Source organism: Enterobacter cloacae complex sp. GYL001, assembly GCF_049237125.1.
In the GTDB taxonomy this organism is placed as follows: Bacteria; Pseudomonadota; Gammaproteobacteria; order Enterobacterales; family Enterobacteriaceae; genus Enterobacter; species Enterobacter hormaechei_C.
In genome coordinates this window covers 104,068-123,922 of record NZ_JBMKGW010000003.1, presented here as the reverse complement: position 1 = coordinate 123,922, position 19,855 = coordinate 104,068, and the positions used below count along the sequence as shown (strand labels likewise).

Genomic DNA, 19,855 nt, shown 5'->3' with positions numbered 1-19,855 from the left:
TAAAGCGAGCGCTTAATATGCAGGAACGACAGGATACCGGCAGTGATGCCGTGTTTACCGGAGCCAGTGGGAACAATCAGCTGGTGGCGGCCGCCAATCCGCTGCTCAATGCGATTCCGCAAATCCGTCATTCGGTTTCCCACGACGATCAGGTCGGGCTGCGCCAGCGCCTGATTGACGAAATTCGCCGTTTCGAGGTGCGATGCCAGCAGGCGGGCCTACCGTATGAAGTGATTGTCGGCGCGCGCTACTGCCTCTGCACGGCGCTGGACGAAGCCGCCGCGCTGACCCCCTGGGGAAGCAGCGGCGTCTGGTCAAGCAATGGTCTGCTGGTGACGTTTCATAACGAAACCTGGGGCGGTGAGAAGTTTTTCCAGCTGCTGGCGCGTCTTTCGCAGAATCCGCGCGAACACATTCTGCTGCTGGAGATGATCAACTACTGTCTGCTGCTCGGCTTTGAAGGCCGCTACCGCGTGCTGGACAATGGCCGAACCCAGCTTGAAACCATCAAACAGCGCCTGTGGCAGATGATCCGTGGCGTGCGCGGCAGCTACCCGCCGCCGCTCTCGCCGCACCCGGAAGATCGCCCCGTTCTGCGCAAGCTCTGGCGGCCGATGATCCCACTCTGGGCGTGCGTGGCGCTGGTCGGCTTTATCGCCTGCCTGTTCTATATCGTGCTGAACTGGCGTCTGGGTGATAACACCAGCCCGGTGCTGGCGAAAATTTACCAGTCCCAACTGCCGGAAACTACCATCCAGCAGCCTGCGCGTCAGCTGCCAGCGGTGCTGAACCTGCGCGGCTTCCTGAAACCAGAAATTGATGCCGGTCTGGTGGCCGTTAAGGATGAGGCGGATCGCAGCGTGGTGATCCTGAAAGGGGACGGACTCTTTGCCTCGGCCTCAACGGTGGTGCGCGATCGCTATGAGCCGGTCATCGACCGCATCGCCCAGGCGATGAATAACGTCAGCGGCAAAATTCTGGTGGTGGGGTACAGCGACAACGTGCCGATCCGCAGCGCACGCTTCGCTTCTAACTATGAACTCTCGCTTGAGCGCGCCCGTTCGGTGCAAAAACAGCTCCAGGGTAGCCTCTCACAGCCTGAGCGCGTCAAAGCCGAAGGGCGGGGTGAGATCAACCCGGTAGCGCCTAACACCACGCCTGAAAATCGCGCCCGTAACCGCCGCGTAGAGATTACGCTGCTGGTATCGCCTGACAATACCCAGGCCGAGCTGAACGGATTGCCGCAAGGAAACTAAGGATGCTGACAACTCTACTTTCTATACTGACCAATCGCATTCTGTGGAGCTTCCTGGGCGTAACGGCGCTCGCGGCGGTCATCTGGATGATTGGCCCGCTGTTGTCCATCGTGGATACCCGGCCCCTTGAATCAGAGCAGAACCGCGTCATCAGCATTGCGGTGGTCTACCTGATTTGGGCCCAGAGCCACATTCTGCCGCGGCTGTATAACGCCTGGCTGAACCGTAAGCTGATGGACAAGCTCAACGAAAATACCACCAGCCCGGAGGCGGCCGATCCGCAGAAACGTCTGAACAGCGAGGAGCAGATCCTTGCCGGGCGTTTCGATGAAGCCGCCCAGATGCTGAAAAAAGCCCACTTCAGCAAAGCGGGACATGGCGCGCAGTGGACGCAGCGCTTCAGCACACAGTACCTCTATCAGCTGCCGTGGTACGTCATTATTGGCGCGCCGGGTTCAGGTAAAACCACCGCGCTGGCCAACTCCGGGCTGCAATTCCCGCTGGCGGATCGCTTCGGTAAAACCGCGCTGCGCGGCATTGGCGGCACGCGCAACTGTGACTGGTGGTTTACCAACGAGGCGGTTCTGCTGGATACCGCGGGGCGCTACACCACTCAGGAGAGCGAGCAGGTTCAGGACGCCGGGGAGTGGCTGGAATTTATCAACCTGCTGCGTAAATACCGCCGTCGCCAGCCCATTAACGGCGTGATTATCACCATCAGCATTTCCGACCTGCTTTCGCAGTCCGCTGAGGCCTCGCGCCAGCAGGCGGTCAACCTGCGCCAGCGTCTCTCCGAGCTGCATGAACAGCTGGGTATTCGCTTCCCGGTGTATGTGATGGTGACCAAAGCGGACCTGCTTAAAGGCTTCCGCGCCTGGTTTGCGGATTACGACAAAGCCCAGCGCGACCAGATCTGGGGCTTTACGCTGCCGTGGGAGCAGACCAAACACGCTGATTACGACCTGATGGGCAACTTCCAGCAGGAATTTTCCCTGTTGCAACAGCGTCTGGATGCTGGCCTTCCGGAAACCATGCTCAAAGAGCATGACGCCAAAACCCGTGCGGAAGCCTATCTCTTCCCGCAGGAGTTCGCCGCGCTGCGTCCGCTGCTGGCAGACTACCTGAGCACGGTCTTTGCCCGTTCAAACTTCGAAACCGAATTTTCGCCGCGCGGCATCTACTTTGCCAGTGGCACTCAGGAAGGGATGCCGTTTGACCGCGTGATGGGCGAGCTGAATCGCGCGCTCTCCTTACCTGAAGGGGGGGAAAGCACGCGCTGGGATTCGGTGAGCAAAGAGGCGCCGATCCCAGGCGCGAAGGGCCAAAGCTTCTTCATTAAAAACCTGCTGCAAAACGTGATTTTCCAGGAAGCGGGCATCGCCGGGGAAAACCGCTGGTGGGAACTGCGCAACCGCGCCGTGATGTGGTCCGGCTACGCGGCGCTGCTGGCCCTGCTGGTGATCCTGGGTGGCCTGTGGCTGACCAGCTACGCCAAAAATAAAGCCTATCTGGAAGAAGTGGACGCAAAAGTGCCGATGCTGGAGCAGCAGAGCAAGGCGCTGCAAAACCAGCCCCAGCGCGATCTGTTTGCGCTTCTGCCGCTGCTTAACAGCCTGGTGGATCTGCCGAAAAGCAATGCCTTCGACGTTAACGACCCGCCGGTTTCCCGCCGCATGGGGCTTTATCGCGGGGATGACGTCAGCGATGCCTCGCAGTCTCTGTATCAGAAGGCGCTGGATCAGATGCTGCTGCCCGCCGTGGCGATGCACATTACCACCTGGCTGCGCAACGACAACGGCAGCGACGTGGAGTACAGCTATGAGGCGCTGAAAGCCTATCAGATGCTCTACCAGCCGAAGCACTATGACGGCAAATTCCTGCACTCGTGGGTGATGCTCAACCTGCAACGCAACCTGCCACAGAACGTGACGCAGGCGCAGCTTCAGGAGCTGGAATGGCACCTGACCCAGCTGCTGGAGCCAAAAATTCAGGCTTCACCGTATGCGCAGGATGAGGATCTGGTGGCACGTGAAAGGGCGCTTATCAACCAGCAGCCGCTCTCAACTCGCGTATATGGCCGCCTGAAACGTCTGCTGGAGCATGATGAGAACCTGAAGCCGGTTTCGCTTTCAGATCTCGGCGGCCCGCAGAGCGAGCTGGTGTTTTCCCGTAAAAGCGGCAAGCCGGTGAGTGAAGGCGTACCGGGCCTCTATACGCCGGACGGCTACTGGAAGAGCTTCAACGACCAGATCGACAGCGTGACCACCGCCCTGCACGAGGACGACGCCTGGGTACTGGGAGCGACCACCGCCCAGGAAGATAAACAGCAGATCGACAACGCCGTGCGCCAGCTCTACATGCGCGACTTTATCGTCAACTGGGATCGCTTTCTCGCTGACATTCAGCTCAACAACAGCGCCGATCTTTCCCAGCGTATTAACACCGCGCGCCTGCTTTCAGGCACCAACTCGCCGCTGCGCCGTCTGGTGCTTAACCTGAGCAAGGTGCTGACCCTGTCGCGCACTGCGCCTGCGCCGGAAGATGCGCAGAAAGCGGAAGACCAAAGCAACCGCGCCACCCGCACGCTGGAAGCGCTGTTCAGCAACGGTGACAATGCCCCGACGCAGGGCGCGGTTGTGACGCAGGCGCCTGAACAACTGGTGACTGACCACTATGCGCCGATGATTGAGCTGGCGCAGCCGCTGGAGAAGGGTGGCAAGACCATCGTCTTCGACGATTTTCTTAAGCAGGTTGACGAGCTTTATCGCTACCTGACCGCCGTTCAGGATGCGGCAAACAGCGGTATGCCCGCGCCGGGCGGCGATGCAATCAGCCGCCTGCAAGCCAGCGCGGGACGTCTGCCGGGCGGGCTGCAAACCATGTTCAGCAATATGGCCGTCGGCGCCAGCAGCGACACCCAGCGTCGCGATCTGGAGAACGTGCGTAAGCGCATTAACGTGGAAGTGGGTGGGTTCTGCCGTCAGGCGATTGCCGGGCGTTATCCACTGGTGCGCAGCGCCAGCACCGAGGTGACGCCGGACGATCTCGCCCGCATGTTCGCGCCGGGCACCGGACTGATGGACACCTTTTTCCGCGACAACCTGACCAACAAGGTGGACACCACCCAGGCGAACTGGCGCTTTATGCCGGGCATCGACGGTAAAACGCTGCCGGGCAGCGAAGGGCTGTTGCGTCCGTTCCAGCAGGCGCAGTCTGTCCGCGATGCCTTCTTTGCCAACGGCGCGACCACGCCATCCTTTAAGGTCACGGTGCGCACCGTGCGGATGGACAACACCATTCTGAACCTGACGCTGGACGTGGACGGCCAGCTGCTGCGCTACAGCCACGGTCCGCAGGCGGTGCAGATCATGACCTGGCCGGGGCCGGGCGGGACGAACCAGGTGCGTATGCAGCTCGGTCTGGCCAATGGCAGCACCGCAACGCTGGTGACCAACGGTTCCTGGGCGCTCAACCGCTTTTTCGACAAGGCGCGCACCAGCCCTGGCGCGGGTAGCCTGAGCCGTCAGGCGACCTTCAACGTCGACGGACATCAGGTCACGCTGGAGTTTGCCCCGAACAGCATCCGTAACCCGTTCCAGCTTCCCCGTTTCTCATGCCCATAACCGCAAGGACAGCCGTATGACGAATACCCCTGCGATGAACCGTTATAGCTGGTATGGCAAATTACCCAGCGCCGGAGATTTTTTGCAGCGTCGCTTTCCGGATACCCTGCAACGCCAGTGGTCGCACTGGTTCCAGGTCGGCCTGCTGGCCTGGCAACAGGAAGAGCAGCGCAGCGGCGAGCGCCCGTTTTCTAAAGCCCCGGTGTGGAACTTTGTCGTCCCGCCGATGCTCGGTAGCCAGATGATTCAGATGGGCTGCCTGCTGCCGGGCCGTGACAGCGTAGGCCGCCACTATCCGGTATGCCTGCAACTGAGCTTCACCCCCGCCGAGTGGTCATCCCGCCTGCTCGGGCAGGCTGAAAGCTGGTACCAGCAGCTTGGCCGTCTGGGGCTGCACGCGGTGCGTAACAGCTATTCTGCCTCCCAGCTGGATGAAATGCTGATGACCATCCCGGCGCCCCAGCCGGTTGAGCCGCAAAAGCGTTCCGACATTCTCGACGTGATTGGCTATGACGACGATGGTCAGAGCACGCTGGGCTGGCCGCAGGCGGCAGAGTGTTTTGATCCGCTGCGCCAGACCAGCTACTGGTGGACAAACCGCTGCGACGGCTATCCGCTGTACACCCACGTCCACAGCGGAAACTTCACCGGGCAGCTCTTTACGCTGCTGTTCGATCCGGCAGGCGGCGCCCGTCCGGGCCGCCACGGTCTTTACCCGCCTATGTTTGAATAAGCAGGGATCTTATGAATATCGATGAATTTCTCGCGCCGATAAGCCCCGATAACCCCTGCGGTGAAAACCTGGAGTACGACGCTGATTTCCAGGCCATGGGTCAGGCCAGTCAGGGTAAAGCCGAGCAGCAGTTTGGCGACACCATCATTCCGGCAGAGCCTGCCGACTGGAACACGGTGGAAAAACTCGCCACCAGCCTGCTGGGTCGCACCAAAGATCTTCGCGTCATGCTGGCGTTAACCCATGCCTGGACGCGTCGTCGCGGGCTGGCAGGTTACGCCGACGGGCTACTGCTGGTGCAGGAAGCCCTGTCCCGTTACTGGGAGCAACTTTACCCGCTGCTGGAAGAGTATGGCGAAACCGATCCGTTCTACCGTATCAACGCCCTCGCCGGGCTGAGTGATAAATCTGACCTGACGGTCGCGGTGCGTAACGCCTCACTGCTCCGCTCAAACGGCGATGAGATTTCGCTCCGTGACGCCCAGGCGCTGCTTGACGGCAGTAAAACCGAGTGTCCGGATTATCCGGGCGGTCGTCCACGACTGATCGATGAGCTGGCCCGGGGCGATCAGCCCGGCACCGAAGCGGTAATCGTGATCAACGAACGCCTGCTGGCCATCCGCGAACTGCTTACCGGCTATCTCGGGGAAAGTGGCGTACCGGAGATGGAACAGCTGTTGAAAACCGTCGGACTGGTTTCCAGCGCCTGTCAGGTGACCGATATCAGCAAGCTGCTGCCGAACCGTGACGCGCAGGCTGAACAGCACGCCGAGCCGCAGCCGGTGGCCGCGTCGCCCGTTCAGCAGGTGACGGACTGGCGCAGCGTGCAGGTGACCAGCCGCGCCGACGCCCAGCTGATGCTGGAAAAAGCGAAGCAGTATTTTGCGCAGTACGAACCCAGCCATCCCGCACCGCTGATGATTGAACGGGTGCAGCGGCTGTCTGAACTCAACTTTATGGACATTATTCGCGACCTGGCGCCAGACGGCGTTAACCAACTGGAAAACATCTTTGGACGCCGCGAATGACGCGTCCTGGCATTATGACGACAGGCATGGAGTCTGCCGTTTCACCTTCACCGCGCATCTTTGATGGAGAACATCATGGCAATGAGTAACAGTGGACAGAAATTCATCGCACGCAACCGTGCTCCCCGCGTGCAGATCGAGTACGACGTAGAGATCTACGGCGCAGAACGCAAAATTCAGCTGCCGTTTGTGATGGGCGTTATGGCCGATCTGGTTGGCAAGCCGGTGGAAAATCTGCCAGCCGTCGACGAGCGTAAGTTCCTGGAAATCGACATCGACAACTTCGACGAACGCATGAAGGCGCTGAAGCCGCGCGTGGCGTTCCAGGTGGATAACACCCTGACCGGCGAAGGTAAGCTCAATGTCGATCTGACCTTCGACAGCATGGACGACTTCCTGCCGGACGCGGTGGCCCGCAAAGTAGAGCCGCTGAACAAGCTGCTGGAAGCCCGTACCCAGCTCTCCAACCTGCTGACCTACATGGACGGTAAAAACGGTGCGGAAGAGCTGATCGCGAAAATTCTCCAGGATCCGACGCTGCTCAAATCCCTGAGCCAGTTGCCAAAAAATGACGAAAGTGCGAAAGGTAGCGAGGAATAATCGATGAGCAACCAGACTCAACAACACGATCAGCAGGCGGGCCAGGCGTTCAGCCAGGACGAGTTCAGCGCGCTGCTGAATAAAGAGTTCCGCCCGAAAACCGATCAGGCGCGCTCTGCCGTAGAAAGCGCGGTTAAAACCCTGGCGCAGCAGGCGCTGGAAAACACCGTGACCTTCTCAAACGATACCTACCGCACCATTCAGAACCTGATTGCCGGTATTGACGAGCAGCTTTCACAGCAGGTGAACCAGATTATTCACCACGAGGAGTTCCAGAAGCTGGAGAGCGCCTGGCGCGGGCTGAGCTACCTGGTGAACAATACCGAAACCGACGAGATGCTGAAGATCCGTTTTATGAGCATCTCCAAGCAGGAGCTGGGCCGCACCCTGAAGCGCTACAAGGGCGTGGGCTGGGATCAGAGCCCGATTTTCAAAAAAATCTACGAGCAGGAGTACGGCCAGTTCGGTGGCGAGCCGTTTGGCTGCATCGTGGGCGACTACTACTTCGACCACAGCCCGCAGGACGTTGAGCTGCTGGGCGAGATGGCGCGCATCGGCTCTGCGGCCCACTGTCCGTTCATCACCGGCACCGCGCCGGGCGTGATGCAGATGGAGTCCTGGCAGGAGCTGGCTAACCCGCGCGACCTGACCAAAATCTTCCAGAATACCGAATACGCTGCCTGGCGTTCACTGCGTGAATCCGAAGATGCCCGCTATCTGGGTCTGGTGATGCCGCGCTTCCTGTCGCGTCTGCCGTACGGCATTCGCACCAACCCGGTCGACAGCTTCGATTTTGAAGAGCAGACCGACGGCGCGAACCACAACAGCTACTCGTGGGCAAACGCTGCCTATGCGATGGCGGCCAACATCAACCGCTCCTTTAAAGAGTACGGCTGGTGCACCTCGATTCGCGGCGTGGAATCCGGCGGGGCGGTGGAAAACCTGCCGTGCCACACCTTCCCGAGCGATGACGGCGGCGTGGACATGAAGTGCCCGACCGAGATCGCCATCAGCGACCGTCGTGAAGCGGAACTGGCGAAAAACGGCTTTATGCCGCTGGTGCACCGCAAAAACTCCGACTTCGCCGCCTTCATCGGCGCGCAGTCCCTGCAAAAACCGGCCGAGTATCATGACCCGGACGCCACCGCGAACGCGCGTCTGGCCTCCCGTCTGCCGTACCTGTTCGCCTGCTGCCGTTTTGCTCACTACCTGAAGTGCATCGTGCGCGACAAAATCGGCTCCTTCCGCGAGCGCGAAGAGATGGAGCGCTGGCTGAACGACTGGGTAATGAACTACGTCGACGGCGACCCGGCGAACTCCTCCCAGGAAACCAAGTCCCGAAAACCGCTGGCGGCGGCGGAAGTGCAGGTGCAGGAAATCGAAGACAACCCGGGCTACTACGCCGCGAAGTTCTTCCTGCGTCCGCACTACCAGCTGGAAGGTCTGACCGTTTCCCTGCGTCTGGTATCTAAACTGCCGTCGCTGAAGACGAAGGACGCGTAATGATAATTGCCGCCGGGGGGCCATGCCCGGCGTTAGCTTTATAGTATGGAAATTTGAGAGGAAATATGACCGCGAGACCTTCGTTTGTTGCTGCCTGGGCGGCGGCAACACGTATTTACGATGCAAATGATTCTATCGGCAAAGTTAAGCAAGTTATCGGCGGCAAAGTTAAGCACAATTTCGAAATAGCGCCAGATGAGGGCGGGTGGTCAAATAGTTGTGCCGTACGGATGAGTTATGTTCTTAACTATACCGGGCATCCCGTTCCGCGTATTGCAAATCTCACGGTATCCGGTGCTGATAATAAATGGTACTTCTACCGCGTAAAGGATGTCATTGCCTGGTTGACGCGTCAGTGGGGTAAACCTGACATGATCGTGAGTTATCCTTCCTTACCCGTTGAGCAATTAGCCAACAAAAAGGGCGTAATTCTGTTTGAGGTACAGGGCTGGAGTGACGCCGCAGGTCATGCAACATTCTGGAATGGTTTAACCTGTTCGGATCACTGTTATTTCAATGCGCCGGAGACGAATTACACGACGACCAAAGCTAATTTTTGGGAGTTGCCATGAAAAAAATGATTGCTAGTCTACTGTTGCTCACCAGTTCCGCCTCTGTGTATGCAACTGACGATCCGGTGTCGTTTGTCAAAAAAATGCCTTATAAGCAAGTTGTTAAAGACGTTGTTTTTTCTCGCTGCCTGGCACAAGTTGCAGATGATAAAAGCCAGTTTTCTCTGGATGCAGCCCGTAGCAGTAGCGCATTACTGGAATGGGTGCCTTTCGATATTGAAAATGGCAATGACAAAATTAATGCTCTTATTAATAAATATAAAGGTGCAACCAATGCCTTTCATTCTGAGAGAAAACCCGATGTAAAAGGCGTAACCTTAAACTGCCTGCGTCTTTATCATAGTGACGAACTTAATCAACTTGCTCCTCAATTAATCATCGGAAATCCTGACCGCACCTGGATTCAGGATAATCCACAATAGTATAAGACTTCACATTCTTTCCTTTCGTTCAGGGGGAATGTAAGACTGTCAAATGACACGGGTCGTTTGATATGAGGCAGAGGTAAAATATGGACGGTTTTATTCAGCCCCATGCTTTCCTGTTTGCCATATAAGGGCTTTTTCGAAAGCAATATTGTTCATCCACGAAGAGTAGATATTATGGCTATTGATATGTTTCTGAAGGTCGAGGGTGTTACGGGCGAATCTAAAGATTCTAACCACACCGGCTGGACTGATATTACCTCCTTCTCCTGGGGCGCGTCCCAGCCAGGTAATATGAGCGTTGGCGGTGGCGGCGGTGCCGGTAAAGTGAACTTTAACGATCTGCACGTTAACGCTCTGATCGACAAATCCACTACAGCAATCCTGAAACACTGCGCAAGCGGTAAACACCTGACCAAAGTTGAACTGTCCGTCTGCAAAGCGGGTGGTCAGCAGGTTGAATACACCCGCATCACCCTGGAAGACGTTCTCGTGACTTCCGTTCAGTACACGGGTGCAGACAACGGCGATACCGTTGGCGTGACCTATGCATTCCAGGCTGCGAAAGTGAAACAGCAGTACTGGGAGCAGACCACTGCCGGTGGTAAAGGTGCTGAAAGCAGCGCTGGCTGGAACATCAAAGAAAACAAAGAAGCGTAATTGCGCGCGTGACCGGGGAGTTTTCCCCGGTCATTATTTATAGAGACTTAATTTCGTTTGCAAAGGGATGTCAATATGAGCGTAAAATCAACGGTTGCTCCTGGTTATTGTGTTGTTCAGCAGGCTGGTACGTTAGATTTCCAGGCAAGACTACTGTTCAATAAACCAGACAGTGAAGCGGCACGTTATTTTATGCAAGTGAACAGGGACACACGGTGGTTAAAACCCGGGCAAATATTGATCCTTAATGCTCCGGGTGCTGAAAATGCGGTTCAGCTAAAACAATTACAAAATGCAAAGCAAAAGGTTAATGGAGCATTGGCAGAACTGAATACAGATGAAGCTAATTTCTTTAACAAGCATTTTAGTACCATCGCAGCATTAACTAATTTTATGGATAAATCTCTCGGGGTGGTTGCTGATGCAGGTGAAAGGTACTTTAGCGAAATAGAAAAGAAATTAAAAGCTATCGAACTGGCTTATCAAAATCAATACAGAACGCAAGGCACATTGATCGGGCAGCAGTTTTTTGTTGAAAGGCAAAAACTTTTTTCTGAGCTGGACGTTTTATTAAATAAGCTGTCCAGACTAACGCTGAAACTGAAACCTTATGAAGAAATCAAGCACGCTTTAGGTTTATCAAGCAGGTCAATTGTCCACGAATGGAGTACTGCGGGTGTTGCCTCGATACGAGGGTATTCAACATATGTAGACAATGCTTCAAAAGCTGCCCGTTTTCTGAAAATGGGAGGATGGCTTGCTATCGGCTTCGCTGGTGCAAACACAACCAATGAAGTTTACGATGCCTGTACTGTAGGTAGAGAGCAGAGTTGTTCCAAAGTCGCCGTTAAGAAGTACAGTCAATTCGGGGCCAGTCTTGCGGGCGGGATTTATGGCGGAAAATATGGCGCCATGGCTGGGGCTGGCGTATGTGTTGCATTGGGCGTGGCAACAGGTGGTGTAGGGTTGCTCGCGTGTTCTGTGGTAGGCGCCGCTGCGGGTGGATACATTGGTGGCGAAGTTGCCGGTGGAGCAACTGAGTATGTCATGGATAAACTATGGTGAATGTAGAAAATATTCTTTTATTTCTGATTGTAGTTTTATTTTTACTTGTCGTAATTATGGACCTCATCAGTTCCCGTTATTTTAAAAAACACGAGACCGAATATAATCAGCTTCTTTCAGAATATCGGCAAAAAGGCTACGATCTCGATCTGGTGACAAATTACGCATCTTTTTTCGGTTCGCTGGCGAACTATCAAAAAATAATCTGGTTTGTTCGTCTTCGCAAAGGCGTGAAGATGAAATTTACCAAAGACAGAAATGTTCAGGACGATGCCTATAAATTCGTTCAGGCATTACCGGAAGAGAGAATCGGCTGGATATTAAAACTGCATCGACGCTATAAAACTCAGGCCTTACTTTTTACGCTATGGCTGCTTATCGGTATTATTTTCCTGAATGTAGTCAAATAGTTTTAATCAGCCCTTAACCCCCAAACCCCGCCGTTCTCACCCCTGAGAGCGGCAGCGTTTGAGCGCTAATCATACCAGCAGGAATACGCCATGCGATTCACGATTATTTCTACGAAACCCGGTCATCAGCCGCCGCAAAGCAGCTGTGATTTTTATGCCCCGGGCGGCACCATTGGGCGCGGTACGGATAACAATCTGGTGCTGCCGGACAATGACCGCACCATCTCGCGTTTGCAGGCCATCGTTCACGTCGACGCCAGTGGCGAATGCCGCGTCACAAACCGCGGCAGCGTTACCCGCGTGGTACTGAATGATATCCCGCTGGAGCGTGGGCGTCAGGTTGAGCTTCAGGATGGGGATATTCTCGGTATTGATGATTATCGCATTGAAGTCAGCGAACTCATTCATGACACCCAGCCCGTAAGCCGCATGGCGGCAAGCATGCAGCAGGCGCGTCCAGCGGCGACACCTGCGCCAGCACCGCAACCGAAACCGGCCAGCGCCGCGCCTCGCGGAAAAGCTGAACCTACGGCCGTGCCGTCGGAAATCTGGGACAGCCTGATGCAGGAGTTTTCCATCTCCGACAGCATCTCCAGCAACCGGGCAAAACCACAGCCCGCGGCCTCCCACGACCCGTTCTCCCAGCCTGCGGCCCCGGAGCGGAATGCCGAAGATCCGCTGGCAATGTTTAACGACGCCGAACCGTCGCTTGAACGTAAAAACGTTGACCCGGACACGCTGTTCAGTGATGAAGCGTTGTTTAAAAAAGAGAGCATCTTTGACGATGTCACCCCTTCAACGCTGGTACAGCCGGACGAAAGCAAACCTGCCCAGCCAAAGGAAGAGGCGTCTGACGAACTCGATCCGTTAGCCCTGTTTGGCGGGTCGGCGAGCGCACCTGCCGCGCGTCACGATGACCCTCTCGGCCTGATGGGCGGCGCGCCGTTAACCCATCCGGATGAAATCGTGGCCGATAAGCCGGAGCCAAAGCCTGAAGCGCAAGCCGCACAGGAAGAGGATGCGCTGGCCAGCTCACCGCTGTTCGATCCGGAACCGACTGAACCACAGGATGCGCCGCGCGCGGAAGAAGAGCCCGCGCGTCCCGATTACGCTGGCTTCACCATGCCAACACCGCAGGCCGTGGCGCGCAGCAACGCGCAGACGCCGAAGGGACGTCTGCGTATCGACCCGGTTAAAAACGCTGCATCGCCTGCTGCCTCCGCGCAGACCGGCGAGCGGGGCGAGGTGCTTCAGGGCGAACTGCTGGAGGCGCTGCTGGAGGGCATGGGCCTGAGCGAAATGCAGCCGGTGCCGCAGTTTGACCGGGAAAATATGCGTCAGCTGGGGCAGATCCTGGGCATGTTCTCGCAGGGGACCGTGGCGCTGCTCTCCTCGCGCTCCATCCTCAAGCGTGGGGTGAAAGCCGATATGACCATGGTGCTCGACGATGCGAACAACCCGTTCAAACTGTTGCCGACCGGGAAAACGGTGCTGATCCAGATGTTCGGCACGCCGATGCCGGGCTTTATGCCGCCGACCAAATCGGTGCGTGATGCGCTGATCGATCTCCAGGCACACCAGCTAGGGATGATCTCCGGTATCCGCGCCATTATCGCCGCTATGCTGCAATCCTTTAACCCGGAACAGCTGGAAGAGCAGGCGAAGCAGAACGGGATGACGTCACGCCTGGCGCTGCCGGGCAGCCGTAAAGCCGCGCTGTGGGATTATTTCGTGCGTAGCTATGGCGAGACGGCGGGCGAGATCGAGGACGACTTCCATACCCTGTTTGGCGAAGCCTTCCTCCATGCCTATGACATGGAGGTCAATCAGTACAAAGACTCACAAAGCGGATCGGAAGAAAAATGAATATCGCAACGGCTTCTCTCTCCCGCCAGGGGACGCGCGCCAGCAACCAGGATCAGACGGGAGAAACCATCGGGGAACGTTCAGCCTGCTTTGTCGTCTGTGACGGCATCGCGGGCCTGCCGGGCGGCGAGGTGGCCGCTGAGCTGGCCCGCAACAGCATTATTTCCCGCTTTGACGGCGACAAGCACCTGAATGCGCAGCATATTCGTGACTACGTCCAAACGGCGAACCGCACCATTCTCAGCGAACAACAGGCCGTGCAGGACTATCGCCGGATGGGCACCACGCTGGTCAGCCTGTTTATCGACAGGGATTACCGTCTGGCTTACTGGGCGCACGCCGGAGACAGCCGCCTGTACCTGTTTCGCCGCGGCTGGCTGTGGCATGTCACCACCGATCACAGCCTCGTCCAGCAGATGAAAGATGCCGGGCATCAGACCGACGATCTCAACAGCAACCTGCTGTATCTGGCGCTGGGTATTGAGAATGGCGGACCGGAAGCGAGCTACAGCGATGTCGTGCAGGTTGAGGACGGTGATGCTTTCCTGCTCTGCACCGACGGTTTCTGGCACGGCGTCAGCGAAGAGCAGATGAAGCAGTCGCTGCACATGGTCAATACGCCACAGGAGTGGCTGACCTTAATGAACCAAATCATTCAAAAGAATGCCGAACAGGAGGGCAATGCTCAGGATAACTATACCGCCGTGGCGGTGTGGATGGGCAACCCTCAGGACACCACTTTGCTGCATACGCTCTCTGACGCAGCACAATTTCTTCCCTGCGGAACTGATTAGACACACAAGGATTGATATGAAACTTTGGCTATCGGGTTTGGCTCTTCTGACGGTGGCGACCACCGCACAGGCTGAAAACTTCCGCATCGTGCAGTCTCCTGCGCAGAAGCTGGATATCTGGATCGACAACATTAAAGACAATACGCCGCAAAGCTGGTGTAAGGCGGACGTGGCGCTGCGTATCGTGGCGAACGGCAAGAAAGAGGTTTCGGTGCTGGAAAACTTCGTGCCGCGCCTTGGCTCGCTGCTGGAGCACCAGTGCAGCAAGCTGAATACCCTGAACTGGACGCTTAACGATCCGGAAGGCACGACGCTTGCCCGGGGCACAGCGGCTAAAGCGCAGGACTGGGCGCTGGTGGTGAAGCAGCAGGAAACGGCGGCGGCAACGACCTCCACCTCAGGCGCGCTGCTGCCGCCTGACCAGAATCCGGAGACGCACACCGTGGCGGCAGATCGTACGCCATGGCAGGAGTTCACCCTTCAGGACGGTTGCCACCTGCGCACCTTCTGGGAGGGCGGTTCCTCCGCGCCAGCGCTGTTTATTCCGGATTCCGACACCACCCGCTGCGGCAACGGCAGCTGGCTCAGCGGCCACACCGTGGTGACGCAGAACCGTAACGGGACGCAGAAAGCGATTCCGGTCACCTACATTCACGGCTTCCCGGTGATGGGGCTGAACAACGCGGTCGATCCTGAAAAGGCGCTGATCACCTCCGTCAACAAAGAACGCATGGTCTTCAGCACCCCGAACAGCGACCAGAGCTGGATGATCCTGCCGTACGACAGCACCCTGAACGGCTGGAAGAGCAACGGCACGGTGGCGGTGGAAATCACCCGTGAGATCGCCAGCGACGACGCCAGACTCCAGGCGCGTATCGCAGAGGTGAAGAAGATCTGGAACGCATGGGTTGCACCGGGCGCGGAGCTGAACGTTGTTCTGATTGACACGCTGCGTCCGCAGCTGCGCGATCCGGCAGTGGGCGCCTGGCGCGCGGCGAATTAAGGAGGGGCTATGAATACGCTTTATCAACGTCTGGCGGGGGAGTCGATTAGCGACGCGCTGCTTCGCCTGGAAGCCGATATCAAAGCCCGTCCGGCGGATGCCGATCTGCGCGCTGCGTTTGTGCAGTTTCTGATCCTCAGCGGCAACTGGGCGCGCGCCCTGACCCAGCTGAAAAGCTGGCTGGCGCTGAAGCCGCAGGCAAAACCGACCGTAACGCTGCTGGAGCAGGCCATTCAGGGTGAACAGCAGCGTGCGCGCGTGTTCGCGGGTGAGGTACGACCGGCAATGCCCGAGGCGCAGTGGCCGTGGCTGACGACGTTAGCCCAGGCGCTGACCGAAAGCGCAGGGCAAGCGCAAACGCTGCGCCTGGCGGCACTCGAACAGGCCCCGGCAAGCCGCGGGCAGGTCACGCTGGAGAATGAAGAGAGCCACACCTTTGAATGGCTGATGGACGGCGATGCCCGTCTGGGGCCGGTGTGTGAAACCCTGGTCAATGGCCGTTATTTCTGGGTGCCGTTCTGCGCCATCGACGCGATCCGTTTTCAGGCTCCGGCCAGCGTGACCGATCTGGTGTGGCGTCATGTGCTGGTCCGCCTCACGGACGGCACCGAGCAGGTGTGTCAGATCCCGGCGCGTTATCCGTTTGCTGACGGGGCGCCAGACAGCGTTAAGCTGGGGCGCACCACCGAATGGCTCCCGCTGGACGATGACGGCGCCCTGTATGAAGGCATGGGACAGAAAGCCTGGCTGAGCGAGCAAAGCGAAAGCCCGCTGCTTACCCTGAGCCTGGTGACATTTACCTCGGATGGTGCGGATGAGTAATCCCGCTGGCGAAGGCGATCTGCTGCGCAGCGGCTGGCAGGCCCGCAGCAGGCAGGAGAAAGTGGGGGCGCGCGACAAAATGCAGCCCTCACTGCTGGATCGCCTGACGGATAACGATCCGGAAAAAAAACGCGAGTCCGCCAACAGCAATCTGATTACCCACGCCGCGCTGCGTCGTAACGTCCTGCGGGATTTACAGTGGTTGTTTAACACCATTAACCACGATGCCTCCAGCGATCTGAGCGGGCTGACGCAGGTGAGCCGTTCCGTCGTTAACTTTGGCGTGGCGCCGCTGGCGGGGAAAAGAATGTCCGATATTGAATGGCACGACATTCAGCGCAAGCTCACCGAAGCGATTATTAACTTTGAACCGCGGATCCTGCCGCAGGGGCTTCAGGTTCGCTGCGTGTCCGATACCTCCTCGTTAGATCTGCACAACGTTCTGTCTATCGAAATCAAAGGTCGCCTGTGGTGCGTGCCGTATCCGCTGGAATTTCTCTTTCGCACCGACGTCGATCTTGAGAACGGCCATTTTGAACTGAAGGATGCGGGGTAATTATGGAAAGCAAACTGCTCGAATATTACAACCGTGAACTGGCCTATCTGCGCGAGATGGGCGCAGAGTTCGCCGAGCGCTACCCGAAAGTGGCGGGGCGGCTCGGCATGCGCGGCATCGAAGTGGCGGACCCGTACATTGAGCGCCTGATGGAAGGTTTCGCCTTCCTGACCTCCCGCGTGCAGATGAAAATGGACGCCGAATTTCCGCGCTTTTCACAGCGTATGCTGGAGATGATTGCGCCAAATTATCTGGCGCCTACGCCGTCGATGGCGATCGCTGAAATTCAGCCCGACAGCAGCCGCGGCGACCTGAGCAAAGGCTTTATTGTGCCGCGCGGCACCATGATGGACAGCCTGGCGCTGAAAAAGACCGGGGTTACGTGCAGCTATACCACGGCACACGAGGTCAACCTGCTGCCGTTAAAAATTGAGCGGATCGAGCTGGGCGGCGTTCCCGCCGATCTGCCGCTGGTCCAGCTCGGCCTGAGCCAGCGGGGGATCAGCAGCGCCCTACGGATCCGCATTGCCTGCGATGGCCCGCAGCATCTCGGGCACCTGGACTTTGACCGCCTGGAGTTCTTCTTAAGCGGCCCGGACATCGAGGCGCTGAAGCTGCTGGAGCTGGTGATGGAGCACCACGCGGGTATTGTCTGCCAGACGGTCAGCAAGCAGCCCCAGCGCCAGCTGCTGTCGTCTGACGCCCTGCGTCAGGAAGGCTTTGATGCGGACCAGGCGCTGCTCCCGGACGATCTGCGCAACTTCGACGGCTATCGCCTGTTGCAGGAGTACTTTGCGTTCCCGGCGCGTTTTCGTTTCATCAGCCTGAGCGGGCTGGGCAAGCTGATCCAGCGCTGCGAAGACGAAAAAGCGTTTGATATCTTCATTCTGCTCGACAAGAGCGACGATCAGCTGGAGCGCGTGGTGGATGCCAGCCACCTGGCGCTGCACTGCACGCCGGTGATCAACCTGTTCCCGAAAGTGGCGGCCCGGCAGAAGCTGAGCGAAAGCCAGCATGAATACCACCTGGTGGTGGATAACATCCGCCCGCTGGATTATGAAATTTATGCCGTGAAAAAAATTTATGCCAGCGCGGATGGTCAGCGGGACGACCAGACGTTTCGTCCTTTCTGGAGTACCTGGAGCGGAGACGCGGGCAACTACGGCGCCTATTTTTCCCTGCGCCGTGAGCAGCGCGTTCTCTCCGAACACGCGCTGCGCTATGGCACCCGCACGGGCTATATCGGCTCGGAGGTCTTCGTCTCGCTGGTGGATGCGCAGCACGCGCCGTGGCAGGAGAATTTGCGCTACATTTCCGCCGAGGTGCTGTGCACCAGCCGTGACCTGCCGCTGATGCTCCAGCAGGAGCTTGGGCAGTTTATTATGGCCGACTCCATGCCGGTGAAGGCGTTAACCCTGCGTAAAGGCCCGACGCCGCCGCGTCCGGCGCTGGCGGAAGGGTTCAGCACCTGGCGGCTCATCAGCCAGCTGCAAATGAACTACCTCAGCCTGATGGACAGCGAAAACGAAGAGGGCGCTGCCGCGCTGCGTCAGCTGTTAGGGCTGTACGCCAACCTGGCCGAGACGCCGGTTGCCCGTCAGGTGGATGGCGTTCGTCACTGCGTGCTGGAGCCGGTGCACCGTCGCGTGCCTGAACCCGGCCCGGTGGTGTTCGCCCGCGGGATCGGCATCACCCTGACGGTGGACGAACGCGCCTTTTCCGGCGCCAGCCCATGGCTTTTCGGCAGCGTGCTGGAACGCCTTTTTGCCCGCCTGGTCTCCATCAACAGTTTTACGGAGTTCACGCTCAAGAGCCAGCAGCGTGGTGAAATCGGCTACTGGGCGCCGCGCATGGGTAAAAGGGCGCTGGTATGAGTGAAGTTGCCCCTGCAACGCTGCGCGTGCATCGCCTGACGCCGCTGCCCGATGCGTTCTGGCGCGGGGTGCGCGAGACGCCGTGGCGCTATGATCTGTTCCAGCTGTTAAGACGCATTGATGCCCAGGGCGGTGAACGTTACCCGCTGGGGCGCGCGCCGCTGCCTAAATTTGAGCCGCTGCGTATTGGTCAGCAGCCTTCAATGGGCTTTGCGCCGTCAACGGTTGCTGAGGTCCGGCAGCGGGAAGAGAACGGACTGCATGACGTTTCCATACTGAGCTTCGGCCTGTTTGGTCCTAACGGCCCGCTGCCGGTGCACATGACTGAGTATGCCCGCGAGCGTATTCATCATCATCAGGATCACAGCCTTAGCGCGTTTGCCGACCTCTTTCACCACCGCCTGACGCTGCTGTTCTACCGCGCCTGGGCGGACGCGCAGCCTGCCGTTTCACTGGATCGCGACGACAACAGGCGCTTCGAAGGGTATCTGGCATCGCTGATTGGCATGGGACAGCCTGCCCAGATGTCGAAAGGCAGCCTGAGCGCGCACGCCCGCTTTACTCACGCCGGGCACCTGACCCGCCACGGGCGGGACCCTGAAGGGCTGGAGAAGATCCTGCGCAACTATTTCAACGTGCCTGTCAGGCTGGTGGCCAACGTCCCGCAGTGGATGCCGCTCTCAACGCGGGAGCAGGCACAGCTGGGTGAGGGGCGTCGCCTGCCGCGCATGGGAGAGTCCGCTTTTCTCGGCATTGCGGTACGCGACGTGCAGCATAAATTTCGGCTCGAGATTGGCCCGTTGAGCGCAGACGACTACAACCGTTTTCTGCCGGGCGAAGGGTGGGTGACCGAGCTGCGCGACTGGGTGCGACAGTACGCCGGGGTGGAATTTGAATGGGAAACACGGGTGATCCTGCGCGCCGATGCGGTGCAGGGCGCCACGCTCGGCAGCGCCGGGCGATTAGGGTACAACACCTGGCTCGGCCTTCAGCCTCAGCCTGTTCCGCGTGGCGATCTGGTGTATCGCGCAGAGCGATAATCCTTCCGTATACCGAATCATTGTT

The 19,855-nt window shown here is 58.1% G+C and carries 18 protein-coding genes; all 18 read left to right on the top strand.

Annotated elements, in window-relative coordinates; genetic code table 11:
• Positions 1-17: 17 nt before the first annotated feature.
• The gene (locus ACOTWU_RS07905; protein ID WP_003859963.1) at positions 18-1,256 is read left to right on the top strand and encodes a DotU family type VI secretion system protein; all 1,239 of its coding nucleotides are present in this window, start codon (positions 18-20) and stop codon (positions 1,254-1,256) included.
• 2 nt (positions 1,257-1,258) lie between these two features.
• The gene (gene tssM / locus ACOTWU_RS07900) at positions 1,259-4,879 is read left to right on the top strand and encodes a type VI secretion system membrane subunit TssM (protein WP_047727188.1); all 3,621 of its coding nucleotides are present in this window, start codon (positions 1,259-1,261) and stop codon (positions 4,877-4,879) included.
• A gap of 16 nt (positions 4,880-4,895) precedes the next feature.
• Positions 4,896-5,612 (top strand): type VI secretion system-associated protein TagF, encoded by a 717-nt coding sequence (tagF, locus tag ACOTWU_RS07895; protein WP_015570330.1) that lies wholly within the window; start codon positions 4,896-4,898, stop codon positions 5,610-5,612.
• A gap of 11 nt (positions 5,613-5,623) precedes the next feature.
• Complete coding sequence (gene tssA, locus ACOTWU_RS07890) at positions 5,624-6,640, top strand: type VI secretion system protein TssA (RefSeq protein WP_015570331.1); 1,017 nt, start codon at positions 5,624-5,626, stop codon at positions 6,638-6,640.
• A 75-nt stretch (positions 6,641-6,715) separates the two neighbouring features.
• Complete coding sequence (tssB, locus tag ACOTWU_RS07885) at positions 6,716-7,240, top strand: type VI secretion system contractile sheath small subunit (RefSeq protein ID WP_008502644.1); 525 nt, start codon at positions 6,716-6,718, stop codon at positions 7,238-7,240.
• Positions 7,241-7,243: 3 nt separating this feature from the next.
• Positions 7,244-8,743 carry a type VI secretion system contractile sheath large subunit gene (gene tssC, locus ACOTWU_RS07880; RefSeq protein ID WP_006810956.1) on the top strand — a complete coding sequence of 500 codons (1,500 nt, stop codon included), beginning with the start codon at positions 7,244-7,246 and terminating at the stop codon, positions 8,741-8,743.
• A 65-nt stretch (positions 8,744-8,808) separates the two neighbouring features.
• Positions 8,809-9,315 (top strand): type VI secretion system amidase effector protein Tae4, encoded by a 507-nt coding sequence (locus tag ACOTWU_RS07875; protein WP_017384301.1) that lies wholly within the window; start codon positions 8,809-8,811, stop codon positions 9,313-9,315.
• The gene (locus tag ACOTWU_RS07870; RefSeq protein WP_017693279.1) at positions 9,312-9,737 is read left to right on the top strand and encodes a T6SS amidase immunity protein Tai4 family protein; all 426 of its coding nucleotides are present in this window, start codon (positions 9,312-9,314) and stop codon (positions 9,735-9,737) included. Before ACOTWU_RS07875 ends, ACOTWU_RS07870 begins: the two co-directional genes overlap by 4 nt.
• 180 nt (positions 9,738-9,917) lie before the next feature.
• Positions 9,918-10,400, top strand: coding sequence for an Hcp family type VI secretion system effector (locus tag ACOTWU_RS07865; RefSeq protein WP_014884229.1), 483 nt, complete (start codon positions 9,918-9,920; stop codon positions 10,398-10,400).
• Between the two features lie 75 nt (positions 10,401-10,475).
• The gene (locus ACOTWU_RS07860; RefSeq protein WP_015570333.1) at positions 10,476-11,465 is read left to right on the top strand and encodes a hypothetical protein; all 990 of its coding nucleotides are present in this window, start codon (positions 10,476-10,478) and stop codon (positions 11,463-11,465) included.
• Positions 11,459-11,875, top strand: coding sequence for a hypothetical protein (locus ACOTWU_RS07855; protein ID WP_126498630.1), 417 nt, complete (start codon positions 11,459-11,461; stop codon positions 11,873-11,875). The genes ACOTWU_RS07860 and ACOTWU_RS07855 overlap by 7 nt, the downstream gene beginning before the upstream one ends.
• Before the next feature lie 90 nt (positions 11,876-11,965).
• Positions 11,966-13,741 carry a type VI secretion system-associated FHA domain protein TagH gene (gene tagH, locus ACOTWU_RS07850; RefSeq protein ID WP_040117763.1) on the top strand — a complete coding sequence of 592 codons (1,776 nt, stop codon included), beginning with the start codon at positions 11,966-11,968 and terminating at the stop codon, positions 13,739-13,741.
• Positions 13,738-14,535, top strand: coding sequence for a PP2C family protein-serine/threonine phosphatase (locus ACOTWU_RS07845; protein WP_003859969.1), 798 nt, complete (start codon positions 13,738-13,740; stop codon positions 14,533-14,535). Before tagH ends, ACOTWU_RS07845 begins: the two co-directional genes overlap by 4 nt.
• 16 nt (positions 14,536-14,551) lie before the next feature.
• Complete coding sequence (locus ACOTWU_RS07840; protein ID WP_040117762.1) at positions 14,552-15,538, top strand: hypothetical protein; 987 nt, start codon at positions 14,552-14,554, stop codon at positions 15,536-15,538.
• A 9-nt stretch (positions 15,539-15,547) separates the two neighbouring features.
• A complete protein-coding gene (locus tag ACOTWU_RS07835) occupies positions 15,548-16,360 on the top strand; it encodes a type VI secretion system accessory protein TagJ (protein ID WP_040117761.1) in 813 nt (270 codons plus the stop codon).
• Positions 16,353-16,916 (top strand): type VI secretion system baseplate subunit TssE, encoded by a 564-nt coding sequence (gene tssE, locus ACOTWU_RS07830; RefSeq protein ID WP_015570336.1) that lies wholly within the window; start codon positions 16,353-16,355, stop codon positions 16,914-16,916. Before ACOTWU_RS07835 ends, tssE begins: the two co-directional genes overlap by 8 nt.
• 2 nt (positions 16,917-16,918) lie before the next feature.
• Complete coding sequence (tssF, locus tag ACOTWU_RS07825; RefSeq protein ID WP_126498628.1) at positions 16,919-18,790, top strand: type VI secretion system baseplate subunit TssF; 1,872 nt, start codon at positions 16,919-16,921, stop codon at positions 18,788-18,790.
• Positions 18,787-19,830, top strand: coding sequence for a type VI secretion system baseplate subunit TssG (gene tssG, locus ACOTWU_RS07820; protein ID WP_040117759.1), 1,044 nt, complete (start codon positions 18,787-18,789; stop codon positions 19,828-19,830). The genes tssF and tssG overlap by 4 nt, the downstream gene beginning before the upstream one ends.
• The last annotated feature ends 25 nt before the right edge of the window (positions 19,831-19,855 follow it).

Bases quoted from the DNA above. Each gene is read 5' to 3' on its own strand.
- ACOTWU_RS07905 (WP_003859963.1), top strand. From the start codon at position 18: ATGCAGGAACGACAGGATACCGGCAGTGATGCCGTGTTTACCGGAGCC.
- tssM (WP_047727188.1), top strand. From the start codon at position 1,259: ATGCTGACAACTCTACTTTCTATACTGACCAATCGCATTCTGTGGAGC.
- tagF (WP_015570330.1), top strand. From the start codon at position 4,896: ATGACGAATACCCCTGCGATGAACCGTTATAGCTGGTATGGCAAATTA.
- tssA (WP_015570331.1), top strand. From the start codon at position 5,624: ATGAATATCGATGAATTTCTCGCGCCGATAAGCCCCGATAACCCCTGC.
- tssB (WP_008502644.1), top strand. From the start codon at position 6,716: ATGGCAATGAGTAACAGTGGACAGAAATTCATCGCACGCAACCGTGCT.
- tssC (WP_006810956.1), top strand. From the start codon at position 7,244: ATGAGCAACCAGACTCAACAACACGATCAGCAGGCGGGCCAGGCGTTC.
- ACOTWU_RS07875 (WP_017384301.1), top strand. From the start codon at position 8,809: ATGACCGCGAGACCTTCGTTTGTTGCTGCCTGGGCGGCGGCAACACGT.
- ACOTWU_RS07870 (WP_017693279.1), top strand. From the start codon at position 9,312: ATGAAAAAAATGATTGCTAGTCTACTGTTGCTCACCAGTTCCGCCTCT.
- ACOTWU_RS07865 (WP_014884229.1), top strand. From the start codon at position 9,918: ATGGCTATTGATATGTTTCTGAAGGTCGAGGGTGTTACGGGCGAATCT.
- ACOTWU_RS07860 (WP_015570333.1), top strand. From the start codon at position 10,476: ATGAGCGTAAAATCAACGGTTGCTCCTGGTTATTGTGTTGTTCAGCAG.
- ACOTWU_RS07855 (WP_126498630.1), top strand. From the start codon at position 11,459: ATGGTGAATGTAGAAAATATTCTTTTATTTCTGATTGTAGTTTTATTT.
- tagH (WP_040117763.1), top strand. From the start codon at position 11,966: ATGCGATTCACGATTATTTCTACGAAACCCGGTCATCAGCCGCCGCAA.
- ACOTWU_RS07845 (WP_003859969.1), top strand. From the start codon at position 13,738: ATGAATATCGCAACGGCTTCTCTCTCCCGCCAGGGGACGCGCGCCAGC.
- ACOTWU_RS07840 (WP_040117762.1), top strand. From the start codon at position 14,552: ATGAAACTTTGGCTATCGGGTTTGGCTCTTCTGACGGTGGCGACCACC.
- ACOTWU_RS07835 (WP_040117761.1), top strand. From the start codon at position 15,548: ATGAATACGCTTTATCAACGTCTGGCGGGGGAGTCGATTAGCGACGCG.
- tssE (WP_015570336.1), top strand. From the start codon at position 16,353: ATGAGTAATCCCGCTGGCGAAGGCGATCTGCTGCGCAGCGGCTGGCAG.
- tssF (WP_126498628.1), top strand. From the start codon at position 16,919: ATGGAAAGCAAACTGCTCGAATATTACAACCGTGAACTGGCCTATCTG.
- tssG (WP_040117759.1), top strand. From the start codon at position 18,787: ATGAGTGAAGTTGCCCCTGCAACGCTGCGCGTGCATCGCCTGACGCCG.